14 protein-coding genes are annotated in these 13,894 nt (G+C 61.4%); 8 read left to right on the forward strand and 6 right to left on the reverse strand.

The window, feature by feature from the left end; translation table 11 throughout:
• Window positions 1–26 precede the first annotated feature (26 nt).
• Window positions 27–833: a hypothetical protein gene (locus P7A97_RS18620; protein ID WP_277691853.1), complete on the reverse strand. Its 807-nt coding sequence runs from the start codon at window positions 831–833 to the stop codon at window positions 27–29.
• A gap of 141 nt (window positions 834–974) precedes the next feature.
• On the opposite strand from P7A97_RS18620, the gene sbcB reads away from it, so the two are divergent.
• Window positions 975–2,408, forward strand: a complete 1,434-nt coding sequence (gene sbcB, locus P7A97_RS18625) for an exodeoxyribonuclease I (protein WP_277691854.1) — start codon at window positions 975–977, stop codon at window positions 2,406–2,408.
• A 49-nt stretch (window positions 2,409–2,457) separates the two neighbouring features.
• On the opposite strand, the gene mvaT is transcribed toward sbcB, so the two are convergent.
• Window positions 2,458–2,835 carry a histone-like nucleoid-structuring protein MvaT gene (gene mvaT / locus P7A97_RS18630; RefSeq protein ID WP_277691856.1) on the reverse strand — a complete coding sequence of 126 codons (378 nt, stop codon included), beginning with the start codon at window positions 2,833–2,835 and terminating at the stop codon, window positions 2,458–2,460.
• Window positions 2,836–3,176: 341 nt separating this feature from the next.
• Between mvaT and purU the strand changes: the two genes are divergently transcribed.
• The 3 genes from purU to P7A97_RS18645 are packed head-to-tail and all read left to right on the forward strand — an operon-like array spanning window position 3,177 to window position 4,662.
• Complete coding sequence (gene purU, locus P7A97_RS18635) at window positions 3,177–4,028, forward strand: formyltetrahydrofolate deformylase (protein ID WP_277691857.1); 852 nt, start codon at window positions 3,177–3,179, stop codon at window positions 4,026–4,028.
• Between the two features lie 26 nt (window positions 4,029–4,054).
• Entirely contained in the window at window positions 4,055–4,480 is a 426-nt protein-coding gene (locus P7A97_RS18640) for a CBS domain-containing protein (protein WP_277691858.1), read from the forward strand.
• A gap of 2 nt (window positions 4,481–4,482) precedes the next feature.
• The gene (locus P7A97_RS18645; RefSeq protein WP_277691859.1) at window positions 4,483–4,662 is read left to right on the forward strand and encodes a hypothetical protein; all 180 of its coding nucleotides are present in this window, start codon (window positions 4,483–4,485) and stop codon (window positions 4,660–4,662) included.
• Window positions 4,663–4,667: 5 nt separating this feature from the next.
• On the opposite strand, the gene P7A97_RS18650 is transcribed toward P7A97_RS18645, so the two are convergent.
• A complete protein-coding gene (locus P7A97_RS18650; protein ID WP_277691860.1) occupies window positions 4,668–6,545 on the reverse strand; it encodes a methyl-accepting chemotaxis protein in 1,878 nt (625 codons plus the stop codon).
• A 134-nt stretch (window positions 6,546–6,679) separates the two neighbouring features.
• Between P7A97_RS18650 and P7A97_RS18655 the strand changes: the two genes are divergently transcribed.
• Window positions 6,680–8,164, forward strand: coding sequence for a helicase HerA-like domain-containing protein (locus P7A97_RS18655; protein WP_277691861.1), 1,485 nt, complete (start codon window positions 6,680–6,682; stop codon window positions 8,162–8,164).
• A 9-nt stretch (window positions 8,165–8,173) separates the two neighbouring features.
• On the opposite strand, the gene P7A97_RS18660 is transcribed toward P7A97_RS18655, so the two are convergent.
• Window positions 8,174–8,368, reverse strand: coding sequence for a hypothetical protein (locus P7A97_RS18660; protein ID WP_277691863.1), 195 nt, complete (start codon window positions 8,366–8,368; stop codon window positions 8,174–8,176).
• 231 nt (window positions 8,369–8,599) lie between these two features.
• Between P7A97_RS18660 and P7A97_RS18665 the strand changes: the two genes are divergently transcribed.
• Complete coding sequence (locus tag P7A97_RS18665; RefSeq protein ID WP_277691865.1) at window positions 8,600–8,764, forward strand: rubredoxin; 165 nt, start codon at window positions 8,600–8,602, stop codon at window positions 8,762–8,764.
• Between the two features lie 33 nt (window positions 8,765–8,797).
• Here the strand turns inward: P7A97_RS18665 and P7A97_RS18670 are convergent, their stop codons facing one another.
• Window positions 8,798–10,051 carry an FAD-dependent oxidoreductase gene (locus tag P7A97_RS18670; protein WP_277691866.1) on the reverse strand — a complete coding sequence of 418 codons (1,254 nt, stop codon included), beginning with the start codon at window positions 10,049–10,051 and terminating at the stop codon, window positions 8,798–8,800.
• Window positions 10,052–10,192: 141 nt separating this feature from the next.
• On the opposite strand from P7A97_RS18670, the gene chrA reads away from it, so the two are divergent.
• Both chrA and P7A97_RS18680 read left to right on the forward strand, forming a co-directional pair.
• Complete coding sequence (gene chrA / locus P7A97_RS18675) at window positions 10,193–11,542, forward strand: chromate efflux transporter (protein WP_277691893.1); 1,350 nt, start codon at window positions 10,193–10,195, stop codon at window positions 11,540–11,542.
• 36 nt (window positions 11,543–11,578) lie between these two features.
• On the forward strand, window positions 11,579–13,168 hold the full coding sequence (locus P7A97_RS18680; RefSeq protein WP_277691867.1) for a sensor domain-containing diguanylate cyclase: 1,590 nt from the start codon (window positions 11,579–11,581) through the stop codon (window positions 13,166–13,168).
• Here P7A97_RS18680 and P7A97_RS18685 read toward each other — a convergent pair.
• A complete protein-coding gene (locus P7A97_RS18685) occupies window positions 13,147–13,863 on the reverse strand; it encodes an aspartate/glutamate racemase family protein (protein WP_277691869.1) in 717 nt (238 codons plus the stop codon). The genes P7A97_RS18680 and P7A97_RS18685 overlap by 22 nt on opposite strands.
• Window positions 13,864–13,894 lie beyond the last annotated feature (31 nt).

A 13,894-nucleotide genomic window follows, 5' to 3' on the forward strand; every position in this document is an offset into this window, starting at 1 on the left:
CGACCAATACGGCCCGAATAATGACGTCAGTTGGCGGGTGGCGGCAGTACGCCGAAGATGCGGTTGTACAGCACACCGATCATCACGATCACCATCGGTAGGGTCCAGATCAGGCCGAGACCCAGCGGCAACATGCTGATCCACAGGATGATGTTCATCACCACGAACAGGAAGAACACCTTGAACCAGTGCTGAGTGATGGCTTTACAGGACACCAGCATGGCCTGCCAGGGAGACAGTTTGCGCTCGACCACCAGCGGGATGGTCAGCAATGTGGCGATCGACAGGTAGATGCCGGGCAGCACGAACAGCATGAAGCCGATGACGATGGCGAGGGTGGTCAGCAGGCCTGCGCCGAGCAGCGGTAGCGTGCGGTTGAAGTGGCTAAAAATTTCGGCGAAGCGCAGTGGCTGGCCGGCGGCCTGGCGAATGCCGATCATGTTGAAACCGGCCATAAAGGGGTAGGTGAGTGCCAGCATGACCAGCGAACTGATGATGGTGATAAGCAGCAGTCCGGCGACACCGGCTACCGCCGCGCTCTCACCGCCACCGAGGGCGGCCAGGCCAAAGGCGCCGACACCTAATATCAGGGTGACCAGGTAGAGCGCCATCTGCGCGCCTATCATCACGCCGAGGTAGGCGAAGAAGCCGCCCCAGATCAGCCCCTTGGTGCCCTTGGTTTTGCGCCAAGCCTCACCGAGCAGGTCGAAGATGGCGAAGTTGTAGCCGCGGGTCAGGGCTTCTTCGATGGACAGTGCCTGGCCGGGGGCGGCCTTTTCCATCAGTTCGCTGCCGGGTACGGAATAGGGGTTTTGAATTGCTACTTCAGTCATGAGCGACATTCCCTGGTCGTGGAGTGGTTCCGAGGCGGCATCCTAGCGACAGTGGCCACGCGCCAGCAAGTGCGGTCAGCAGGGCGCGTGAGCCATATCATGCTTTGTTAGACTGCCGACCCGACTGTTCGAGGATTGCCCATGAGCTCCAGCATCTTCTGGTACGACTACGAAACCACCGGCATCAACCCGCGCTGTGATCGTCCGCTGCAGGTGGCCGGCATTCGTACCGATGAGCAGCTCAACGAGATCGGTGAGCCGATCAATCTCTACTGCCGTCCGGGTGACGATATCCTGCCCCATCCGGCGGCCTGTCGAATTACCGGCATCACCCCGCAGGTGCTGGAGGAAAAAGGGCTGGCAGAGGCTGAGTTCATGGCCAGGGTGCATGCCGAGCTGGCCATGCCCGGCACCTGCACGGCCGGTTACAACAGCCTGCGTTTCGATGACGAGGTGACGCGTTACAGTCTCTACCGCAACTTCTACGACCCCTATGCCCGCGAATGGCAGGGTGGCAACAGTCGCTGGGATCTGATCGATCTTGTGCGGGCCGCTTATGCCCTGCGTCCGGAAGGTATTGAATGGCCGCAGGACGAGGAGGGGCGGGTTTCGCTCAAGCTCGAACGGCTTACGGTGGCCAATGGCATCGATCATGGTCAGGCGCACGATGCGCTGTCGGATGTGCGAGCGACCATTGGCTTGGCTCGCTTGCTCAAGCACTGCCAGCCCCGTCTCTATGACTACCTGTACCAATTGCGCAGTAAAGCCAAGGTGGCTGAACAGGTTCGCTTGCTGCAGCCACTGGTGCATGTGTCCGGGCGTTTCGCCGGCAGTCGTCACTATTTGGCCGTGGTCCAGCCGCTGGCCTGGCATCCACGCAATCGCAATGCATTGATCGTGTGTGACCTGCAGAGTGACCTGCAACCACTGCTGGAGCTGGATGCTGAGACGCTGCGTAAGCGCCTCTACACACGTCGCGATGAATTGGCCGAGGGTGAGTTGCCGGTGCCGCTCAAGCTCCTGCATATCAACCGCTGCCCGGTAATTGCCCCGCTCAAGGTATTGCGCGCGGAAGATGTGGAACGCCTGCAGTTGGATATGGGCGAGTATGAGCGGCGCGCCGAGTTGCTCCGTGGGCAGCTGCCGTTGTGGCAGGGAAAGCTGACGGATATATACGGCAGTGAAGATTTCGAACCGCTGACTGATCCCGAACAGCAACTGTATTCGGGCTTTATTGGCGATCGTGATCGCAGGTTGTGTGAGCAGGTGCGCCAGGCTTCGCCGCAGGAGTTGGCCTCCCAGCAGTGGATGTTCGCGGATGAGCGTTTGCCGGAACTGTTATTCCGCTATCGGGCGCGTAACTTTCCGCACTCTCTGAGTGCAGAGGAAAAACAGGCATGGAAGTCTTTTTGCTGGGCGCGCCTGAATGATGTCGCCCTGGGGGCGCCGAATACTCTGGATAACTTTGCCGCTGCATTTGCCGAGCAGTGGCCGCAGGCTTCGCAGGAGCAGCAGGCCGTATTGTTGGCGTGGCAGGCTCATCTGGAGTCTGTTAAGCAGCGTTATGGCGGTTGATGGAAAACAAAAAAGCCGGCATCTGCCGGCTTTTTTCTGGGTATGACGCTTAGCCCAGCAGTGTGACCCAGCTTTCCACGGTGTCGGCACCCCACTTGGCTTTCCACTCTTTCAGCGTTTTGTGGTTGCCGCCCTTGGTTTCGATCACTTCGCCAGTGTTCGGATTTTTGTATTGCTTGACCTTGCGCGCACGCTTGCCGCTTGCCGGCTTGGCAGCGCGGGTTGCTTTACCAGACTTGGCCGCTTCGGGGTCGAGCAGGGCGATGATGTCGCGCAGGGATTTCTGATATTCGCCCATCAGGGTGCGCAGTTTGCCTTCGAATTCCAGCTCTTTCTTCAGTTTGTCATCTTGGGAGAGGTTCTTCAGGCGCTCCTGAAGTTCCTTGATGGCTTCTTCTGTGGCGCGATATTCATTGATCAGGGACATGTTGTTCTACCTTGAATGGTCAGCTGCAGATGTAAAGTGCCCTGATAATAGACAGGCGTATTGATCAAGTAAATAACGCAGATAACTTTTGTCGGGATTATTATCGGTCGCGACGCCTTGAATATAGGGGGCAGGACTTTCCAAATGTTGCGCAGTTGCACGCAGCTTGTCGTGGTGGGTAACTCTTGGGCGAGCGTTGAAGTTTCTAGTGCGACCAGTCATCTTTAATTCGATGCTTGTCCAGCGCCTGACCTGATTCTGTGTAAGAAGTGTCTGCGCTCGACGCCTCTACCCGTAGAACCTAGAATGGCGCCCCGCGAAGTTTCTGGAGTCTCTTTCTCATGCGCACTTTTCGGCTGGTTATCGCCTGCCCGGACCGCGTTGGCATTGTCGCCAAGGTCAGTAATTTCCTGGCTACCTATAACGGTTGGATTACCGAGGCCAGTCATCATTCCGATACCCAGACTGGTTGGTTTTTTATGCGTCACGAGATTCGGGCGGATTCCCTGCCGTTCGATCTGGAGGGTTTCCGTCAAGCCTTCGGACCTATTGCCCGTGAGTTCTCCATGGAGTGGCGTGTCACCGATTCTTCCCAGCAGAAACGCGTGGTGCTGATGGCCAGTCGCGAGTCGCATTGCCTGGCGGACCTGCTGCACCGCTGGCACAGCGATGAACTCGACTGCGAAATTCCTTGTGTGATCTCCAATCACAATGACCTGCGCAGCATGGTCGAATGGCATGGCATTCCTTTCCACCATGTGCCGGTCGACCCGCAGGACAAGGCACCGGCTTTCGCCGAAGTGGCTCGTCTAGTGGGCGAGTGCCAGGCCGATGCCGTGGTACTGGCGCGCTACATGCAGATTCTGCCGCCGCAGCTGTGCCAGGAGTTTGCCGGGAGGGTGATCAACATCCACCACAGCTTCCTGCCGTCCTTCGTGGGGGCCAAGCCTTATCACCAGGCCTCCATGCGGGGCGTCAAGCTGATTGGCGCCACCTGCCATTACGTGACCGAAGAACTGGATGCCGGCCCCATCATCGAGCAGGACGTGGTGCGGGTCACCCATCGAGACAGCATTGAAGACATGGTGCGCTTGGGGCGTGATGTCGAAAAAATGGCCCTGGCCCGTGGGCTACGCTATCACTTGGAAGACCGCGTGCTGGTACACGACAACAAGACGGTAGTGTTCGACTGACCGTCGCCACGCGGCAGGAGGACGATATGCTCAAATCGATCAAGGTGCGTGACTATATGACCACGCACCTGGTGACCTTCAAAGCCGATACCGATCTTTACAGTGCTATCAATCTGCTGCTTGAGCACCGTATTTCCGGCGCGCCTGTGGTGGACGAGCAAGGCAATCTGATTGGTTTGTTGGCTGAAACCGACTGCCTGCGGGGTATCCTCTCCGGCGCCTACTTTGAAGAAACCGGTGGTCTGGTTGGTTCCTGCATGAACAGCAGGGTGGAGAGCGTCTCTCCGGAAACCAGCGTGATCGAGGTGGCGGAGCGCCTGTTGCGTGGTGGGCACCGCCGTTTGCCGGTGGTCGAGGAAGGGCGCCTGCTGGGACAGATCAGCTGTCACGACGTGTTGTTGGCGGTCAAGGAGTTTGCCCAGCATGAGCGTCGTCACGCTCAGGGCGAGTAGCCATGAAACAGCCTGGTACCGCCACGCCGCCGCCGACGCTTGGCGAGGGATGTGTGCGCCGTTACGACCCGGATGCCTTGAGCGAGAACGACGGCACTGAGTTCCCCGAGGCGGCCGAGCTGTGGCGTAAGTTGCAGGAAGAAGAGCTGAAGCGGACGCAGGATCAGCCTGCGTCCGAGTGATGGCGTCAGATACGGAAGCTGTCCACCAGTTGCTTGAGGCGGGTGGCTTGCTGTTCCAGATCGCCGCAGGCGCGTAGGGTGGCCTGCAGGTTTTCTACGCCTTCCTGGTTGAGGGTATTGATCTCGGTAATGTCCATGTTCAGCGAGTCGACCACGGCGGTCTGCTCCTCGGTCGCGGTGGCTACCGACTGGTTCATGCCGTCGATCTCGCCGATGCGCTGGGTCACGCTGCCTAGACGTTCGCCCGCCTGGTTGGCGATTTCCACGCTCTGCTGGCTGTAACGCTGGCTCTCGGTCATGGTGCCGACCGATTCACGCGCATCCACCTGCAGTTCCTCGATCATCTTCTGGATTTCCTGGGCCGACTCCTGGGTGCGGTGGGCCAGGTTGCGAACTTCGTCGGCGACCACGGCGAAACCGCGCCCCGCCTCGCCGGCACGGGCCGCTTCAATGGCGGCGTTGAGCGCGAGTAGGTTGGTCTGCTCGGAGATGCTCTTGATCACTTCGAGGATCTGGCCGATGTTCACCGTCTTGCTGTTCAAGGCTTCGATATTGGTGCTGGAGGCGCTGATTTTCTCGGACAGCTCGTTCATCGCCGCAATGGTCTTCTGCAACACCTGGCTACCTTCTTCGGCCAGATGACGGGCGTCGGAGGCCTGATGCGAGGCATCGGCGGCATTACGGGCAATTTCCTGAGCGGCTGCGCCCAGTTCGTTGATCGCCGCAGCCACGCTATTGGTGCGGCTGGCCTGTTCGTCGGAATTGGCCATCGAGGAGTTGGAGGCGCTGACCACCAGCTTGGCCACTTCATTGAGTTGCTGGGTGGCCGATGACACCTCGCGGATGGAACCGTGGATACGCTCGACGAATTGGTTGAAAGATCCGGCCATCTGGCCGAACTCGTCGCGGCTCTGCACGTTCAGCCGCTTGGTCAGATCACCTTCACCCTGGGCGATATCGCTCATGGCCTTGCCCATGGCCAGCAGGGGCTGCATTAGCACGCGGATCAGCATGCCGAGCAGGAACATGATGATGACCACGGCGATGATGGTGGCGACGATGGCCGACGCGCGGAACTCATGCAGGGTGGCGTAGGCCTTGTCCTTGTCGATGGACAGGCCGATGTACCACTTGACCGAAGGCAGTCCCTGAACTGGCGTGAAGGTCAGGATGCGAGTCGTGCCATCCAGTTCGGCTTCGGTAAGGCCGCTGGTGACTTGCGGTGTGTTTTCGGGATAGATCTCTTTGAAGGTTTTCATCACCAGATCCTTGTTCGGGTGAACCAGGATCTTGCCGTCGGCACTGGTCAGGAAGGCATAGCCCATGCCGTCGAAGTCCAGTGAATTGATGATCTGTACCAGGGTGTCCAGGCTCAGGTCACCGCCCACCACACCAGCACTGCCGGACGGGGTGGCAATGGTGATGATCAGATTGCCTGAAGAGGCATCGATATAAGGTTCGGTAAGCGTTGATCCACCGGCTGCCATTGCGACCTTGTACCAGGGGCGGATACGCGGATCATAGCCTTCAGGTAGCCCCAGGTCAGGGCGCATGGTCATTGCGCCATCTGCCGCACCCAGGTATGTGGATATGAACGAGCTTGTCAGAGCCTTGTTATCCAGGATCTTGACCAGCATCTCCGGAGTTGTGTCGGCATCGATTGACTGTGCGATGTTTTCAATCAGCAGGATTCGTCCGGACAGCCAGTTCTGGATGTTGCTGGCCGTGACCTGGCCGAGACTGGCCAGTTCGCTTTCCAAATCGTCGCGGATGGCGTTGCGTTGCAAATAGTCGTTGTACAGGGTGAACAGCGAGAAGGCAGCTATGACAACCAGGGAGGCTGCTAGCAGGATCTTGTGGCTGAACTTCAGATTCTGGGTCATGTTCGCTTGCGTCCGGTAAGTTCTGGCAGCAGTCTTCTTGGCATTCGCCGTTTGATGTTTTAGCGATGGACTGCGTGCTAACAACATCTATAACGACATAACTGCAGTAAAGCTTTAGCCCGAGGGATGGCAAGATGCCGCTAACCAATAGTTTTGTTCTGGGGGCCGACCCGCAAGGACAGCCCGTTGCCCAGGCACTGCGCCTGACCAACCGTCATGGACTGGTGGCGGGTGCTACCGGCACGGGCAAGACGGTGACGTTGCAGCGTCTCGCCGAACTGTTCAGCGATGCCGGTGTGGCGGTGTTTGCCGCCGATATCAAGGGTGATCTCTGTGGGCTGGGTGCCGCCGGCAACCCCCAGGGCAAAGTGGCCGAGCGCATCGCCAGCATGCCCTGGCTACAGCACAGTCCGCAGGCCTACCCGGTGACTTTGTGGGACGTGGCCGGCAAGAGCGGCCACCCCCTGCGCACCACGCTGACCGAGATGGGGCCGTTGCTGCTGAGCAACCTGCTGGAGCTGAGCGATAGCCAGCAGGCTGCGCTTTACGCCGCCTTCCAGGTTGCCGACCGAGAGGGTTTGCTCCTGCTCGATCTGAAGGATCTCAAAGCGCTGCTCAACCATCTCAAGGATCACCCCGAACTGCTCGGCGAAGATCGCGCACTCTTTGCCGGGGCCTCAGCCCAGGCGCTATTGCGGCGCTTGTCGAGTCTGGAACAGCAGGGCGCTGACGCGCTGTTCGGTGAGCCGGCTCTGCAACTGGAGGACATTCTTCATCCGGATCGTGACGGACGTGGCCGCATTCACCTGCTCGACGCCAGTCGTCTGGTGCACGAGGCGCCCAAGGTCTACGCCACTTTCCTGCTTTGGCTGTTGGCCGAGCTGTTCGAGCAGCTGCCCGAGCGCGGCGATGCCGAAAAACCGGTGCTGGCGCTGTTCTTCGACGAGGCTCACTTGCTGTTCACCGATACGCCCAAGGCGCTGCAGGAGCGGCTTGAGCAGGTGGTGCGGCTGATCCGCTCCAAGGGCGTCGGCGTGTATTTCGTCACCCAGTCGCCGAGCGACCTGCCGGACGATGTACTGGCCCAGCTTGGTCTGCGTATCCAGCATGGCCTGCGCGCCTTTACCGCCAAGGAGCAGAAATCGCTGCGCGCCGTGGCCGATGGCTTTCGCCCCAACCCCGAACTCGACACGCTCAGTGTGCTGACCGAGCTGGGTATCGGCGAGGCGCTGGTCGGCACCCTGGAAGAGAAGGGCACGCCGGCCATGGTGCAGCGAGTCGCCATTGCGCCACCGCAATCGCGAATCGGCCCGCTGAACGAGGCCGAGCGTGCGGCGCTGCTGCGCGGTTCGCCTCATGCGGGGCGTTACGACAAGGCCGTGGATCGCGAGTCGGCCTACGAGATGCTCATGGTGCGCAAGGCGCAAACACCCGCCGAGGTGCCGGAAGAGAAACCGACCAGGGCGAAGAAGGCCGAAAGCGAGGGGCTGGGTGATATGGCCAGCGAGTTGTTCGGCCAGGCTGTAAAAACAGCGGTGCGTCAGGCTGCCAACCAGATCGGCCGGCAACTGGTGCGTGGTTTGATGGGCTCGTTGCTGGGCAGTAGCAAGCGCCGCTGACGCGGCGCCTCACTCCGCGTTGCGGGCCTCTTCGATCTTTTTGATTTCCTGCTGGAAGGCTTGATCCTGCACCGTAGGCTTTTTGCGCCAGGGTTTGCGGTCAGGGTCGGGCTGAGCCGCGTAGGTGATGACTTCACCACCATAAACATCCTTGTAACGTTGCGCCTGACGCTCCAGTTCGGCGCGCAGTTCGTCTTTCGTCACATGTTCACCAGATATGGGTAGAAATATTGAGGTTGGTTATTTGGCTATCAAACTTAGATAGCTAATAACGGACCTGATTATAGCCATTGGCTTTATCATTTCCAGCTCGGCGGGCCAGCCGCCGTGGGCTTTGTGAGAAAGCTGGCATAGCTGACAAGTTTATCTATCGCCCTTTATCGCCACGCACTTCCGACAACTTTCTATGCTATGTGCGGGGGCTGGAGAGTGCATATGAAGAAGTGGCAATGCGTGATTTGCGGCTTCATCTACGACGAGGCCTTGGGATGGCCGGATGAAGGTATCGCGCCGGGAACGCGTTGGGAGGATGTGCCGGCCGACTGGTTGTGCCCCGATTGCGGGGCATCCAAGGCCGATTTCGAGATGATCGAGCTGTAACGGGGCGCGGCAGATGCCGGCCCCGCGGCCGGCTCAGGCCTGGGCTGGCGGTAGCAGCTCCTTGAGTGGTTGGCTGTCATCGGCCAGCTGCTCGGCACTCACGCGGATGCCTTCGGCCACCAGGCGCTTGGCGGCGATGAAGTCCTGCGGGCGATTGACCGTGTCGGCGGCCAACAGCGTATCGCCCTTGAGGTAGAACGCGCTGAAACTGTCGGTCTGCGGGTCGCCGCGCAGCACCAGGCGCTCGAAGCCTTCAGCCAGGCCGACCATTTTCAGTTTCAGCTCGTACTGATCGGACCAGAACCACGGCACCGAGGCGTAGCGCTTGTCCTTGCCGGCCATGTTGGCGGCGGCGACGCGTGACTGCTCCAGGGCATTGGGCACCGACTCCAGGCGCAGGCGGCGGCCGAGCAGGGGGTTGGGATGGTTGGTGCAGTCGCCGGCGGCGAAGATCAGCGGGTCGCTGGTGCAGGCGTGCTCGTCGACCAGGATGCCGTTATCGACTTCCAGCCCGGCTTCGGCGGCCAGTTCGGTATTGGCCAGCAGGCCGATACCGACTACCACCAGGTCGGTGTCCAGGCGGCTGCCGTCGGCGCAGATCACGGCCGTCACCGCATCATCGGCGACGTCCAGGTCAGCCACCTGCACGTTGGTGCGGATGTCGACGCCGGCTTCACGATGCTTGCGCTCGTAGTAGGCCGACAACTCGGCGGCGGTGACGCGCTGCAGGACGCGCGGCAGGGCCTCCAGCACGGTTACCTGCAGGCCCAGGGCGATGGCCGAGGCGGCTACTTCCAGGCCGATATAACCGCCGCCGACGATGGTCAGGCGCTTGCCGGCGCTCATCTGCTCGCGGATGCGCTCGACATCGTCGAGGGTGCGCAGGTAGTGGAAGTTGCTGCAGCGTTCGGCGGCTGCGGCGTTCGGCACGCTTAGCGGGCGCGGTCGGCCGCCGGTGGCGATGGCCAGTCTGTCATAGCTCAGCTGTTGGCCATCGGCCAGCTCCAGGCGCTGGTTGGCGCGGTCGATGCGGGTGACGCGCACGCCACCGAGAAACTCGACAGAGGCCCTGTCATAGGCGGCCTGCGGGCGAATCGACAGGCTGCTCTTTTCCACGCTGCCAGCCAGGTAGGCCTTGGACAGCGGCGGACGGTGATAGGGCAGGTGGGCTTCCTCGCCGAGCAGCAGAATGCGCCCGGCCCAGCCTTCGTTGCGCAAGGCGATGGCCAGTTCGCCGCCGGCGTGGCCGGCACCGATGATGATGGCGGTGGAGGATGCTTCAGTCATGTCGAGCCTCGGTCGGGAAAACAGGCCGTTAGTGTATGCAGGTGTGCAGGCCAAGTCCCGGCCGAAGATGCCATTCGTCATGCCCGGTTCACCCGGATATGGCAGCATGCGCGAAATTTACGGGGGGCGATCATGCAAGCAATGGATGAGGCGACGAAGCCGCTGCCGCTGAGCTGGGGCGCGGCGGTGCTGTTCTGGCTCAAGCTGGGTTTTATCAGTTTTGGCGGCCCTGCAGGACAGATCGCCATCATGCATCAGGAACTGGTGGAGCGGCGGCGCTGGCTGTCCGAGCGGCGCTTCCTGCATGCACTGAACTACTGCATGTTGCTGCCGGGGCCGGAGGCGCAGCAACTGGCCACCTACATAGGTTGGCTGATGCACCGCAGCTGGGGGGGAGTGATTGCCGGCGCGCTGTTCGTGTTGCCGTCGCTGCTGATTCTGATCGTGCTGTCCTGGGTCTATATCGCCTTTGGCGACTTGCCGCTGGTGGCGGGCATCTTCTACGGCATCAAGCCGGCGGTGACGGCCATTGTGGTGCAGGCCGCATTGCGCATCGGTTCCCGTGCACTGCGCAATAGCTGGCTGTGGGGCATCGCGGGGGCATCCTTCGTGGCTATTTTTGCCATGCAGCTGCCTTTCCCGTTGATCGTGCTGGGCGCGGCAATGCTGGGTTATCTCGGTGGCAAGCTGGCGCCGCAACGCTTCGCCCTGGGGGGCGGCCATGCTGCCGGCAGCCCGTCCTACGGTGCGGCATTGATCGACGACCATACCCCACCGCCACCCCATACCCGCTTTCGCTGGGGACGCCTGGCGCTGCTGCTGGTGCTGGGGGCTCTGCTCTGGCTGTTGCCGATGGGGCTGCTGACGCTGTTGTTCGGCTGGCATGGAACGCTAACGCAGATGGGCTGGTTCTTCACCAAGGCCGCGCTGCTGACCTTTGGGGGTGCCTATGCGGTGCTGCCGTATGTGTACCAAGGTGCGGTGGTGCATTACGGCTGGCTGACGCCGGGCCAGATGATCGATGGCCTGGCCCTGGGCGAAACCACACCAGGGCCGCTGATTATGGTGGTGGCCTTCGTGGCTTTCGTCGGCGCCTATGCACAGCCGCTGTTTGGTGGCGACTCGGCTTTTGTCAGCGGAGCCCTGGCGGCCTGCCTGGTTACCTGGTTTACCTTTTTGCCGTCCTTCCTGTTTATCCTCATCGGCGGGCCGCTGGTTGAGTCGACCCACGGTGAGCTGAAGTTCACCGCGCCGCTCACTGCCATCACGGCGGCAGTGGTAGGGGTGATCCTCAACCTGGCACTGTTCTTTGCCTACCATGTGCTCTGGCCACAAGGTTTTGCCGGCGCTTTCGACGGGTTCTCGGCGCTGCTGTCGATCGGTGCGGCTCTGGCCCTGCTGAAGTTCAAGCGTGGGGTTATCGAGGTGCTGCTGGTCTGCGCGTTGCTTGGCTTGGCGTTCCATCTGGCGCGGCAGTGGTTTTTTCTATAGTTGAGTCATCCGGGTACGAGACGCGGGCACAAATGGATGGGCAGTAGTGCAGACACGGGCGTGAAGCAGTGGCGCTGGTGGCAGCGGCCGCGGGTGTTGCCGTTGGCGCGTACCTTCGTGGTGCTGGTCTGCCTGTCACTGGTGCTGACCGATGGCTGGCTGATCTGGCAGGCACGCCAGGTACAGCTGCGTTCCGCCGCGGCGGATACTTCCAACCTGGCCCAGGCGCTGGCCCGGCAGACCGCCGACATGATGAAGAAAGCCGATATCGTGCTGGGCGACCTGATCGAGCGCTTGCAGGTGGATGGCACCGGCCCTGAGCAGATGCAGCGGCTGCAGCGGTTGATGCAGCGCCAGGTGCTGGAACAGCCCGAGTTGCATGGTCTGTTTGTCTATGGCACCGATGGCCGCTGGTTGGTCAGTTCGTTCGGCCAGCCACCGCGTGACATCAGCAGCGCTGACCGCGCGTATTTCAGCCACCATGTCGAGCAGCCCTATGGCAATGACTTGTTCATCGGCGCGCCGATCCGCAGTCGCACCACGGGTGATTGGATTATTCCCCTGTCCCGGCGTGTGGCGGATGCCCAGGGGCGTTTTCTCGGCGTGGCGCTGGCAACCTTGTCGGTGGATTTTCTGAGCGGCTTCTATGCCACGTTCGATGTCGGCACCAATGGCCTGATCGACCTGGTACATAACGACGGCACCGTCCTGCTGCGCTCGCCCTACAGCGAGGATGCACTGGGCAGCAATGTGTCCAAGGGCGGGATTTTCAGCCGCCTCTTGGAGCAACAGCCTGTGGGTACCGCCATGCTGGAGTCGATCGGTGATGGTGTGCCGCGTTTGTTCAGCTATCGCACGGTCAACGGTCATCCGCTGGTGGTGATTACCGGATCGGCCAAGGACGACATCCTCGCAGGATGGCGCGCCGACTCCCTGCGCCAGATCACAGTGGTGGGGCTGATGGCCACCATGCTGGGATTATTTGGTTTCTACCTGTTGCACCTCATCAAACAGGGGCAGCAAACCCAGGCCGAGCTGCTGGCGACCCGCGATGCCCTGCATGCCCTCAACCAGCGCCTGGAAACCCAGGCGCTGGAGGACGAACTGACCGGCCTGGCCAATCGCCGGCGTCTCATGCGAGCCCTGGACGATGAGCTTGCCCGTGCCGTTCGTGACCAGCTGCCGCTGGCGCTGATTCTGTTCGATGTGGATTTCTTCAAACAGTACAACGATATCTATGGCCACTCGGCGGGCGACGAGTGCCTGCGCCAGGTGGCCGAGGTGATTCGTTCCGGGCAGCAGCGCCCGGCCGATCTGGCTGCTCGTTACGGCGGTGAAGAGTTCTGTTTGTTGCTGCCGGAAACCGATGCGGCCGGTGCCGTGCAGGTGGCGGAGCAGATTCGCAGCGCACTGCAGGCCCGTGCGCTGCCGCACGCTGGCGCGCCCTGGTTGCGCCTGAGCCTGAGTGCCGGGGTCAATGTCTGCCTGCCGCAACCGGGGGTGGTGGACGACCATACCTCTGCGGCCCTGATTCATGGGGCAGACCAGGCGCTGTATGCGGCCAAGGCCGCTGGACGGGATCGCGTGCGGCTGTTCGCCGAGGCCTACGAGCAAACGCCTGGCTGATCGCTACCGAGCGCCTTTTCGGCCGCCGCTAGCGCATGCAGGTGCGTGGTATCGAACAGGTGCACGCTGGCATCCGCTGCATCGACCAGCAGGCCGATTTCGGTACAGCCGAGAATGACCGCCTGTGCGCCGCGTTCGACCAGGTCCGCGATGACCTGACGATAGGCCAGGCGTGACTCCTGGCGTATCTGCCCCAGACACAGCTCCTCGTAGATCACCCGATGTACCTGCTCGCGCTGCTTGGCCTCCGGTATCAGCACCTCGATGCCATGAAGCTGCTGCAGGCGCTCGCGGTAGAAGTCCTGCTCCATGGTGAAGCGTGTGCCGAGCAGGCCGACCCGTTGCAGGCCAGCGGCGCGAATGGCCGCGGCGGTCGGGTCGGCAATATGCAACAAGGGAATGTCCACGGCGGCCTCGATGGCGTCCGCCACCTTGTGCATGGTGTTGGTGGCCAGCACCAGAAACGCCGCCCCGGCCCGCTCCAGCGCCTGCGCCGCCTCGGCCAGGCGGGCGCCGGCGGCGGCCCAGTCGCCGTGGTGCTGCAGGCGCTCGATCTCATGGAAGTCGACGCTGTACAGCACCAGGCGGGCCGAGTGCAGACCGCCCAGGCGCTCGCGTATGGCTTCGTTGATCTGCCGGTAATAGGGCAGGGTGGACTCCCAGCTCATGCCGCCGATCAGGCCGATGGTCTGCATCGCTTCGCTCCTCCAGGGTTGCAGCCAGATC

The organism is Pseudomonas sp. GOM6 (genome assembly GCF_029537485.1).
In the GTDB taxonomy this organism is placed as follows: domain Bacteria; phylum Pseudomonadota; class Gammaproteobacteria; order Pseudomonadales; family Pseudomonadaceae; genus Aquipseudomonas.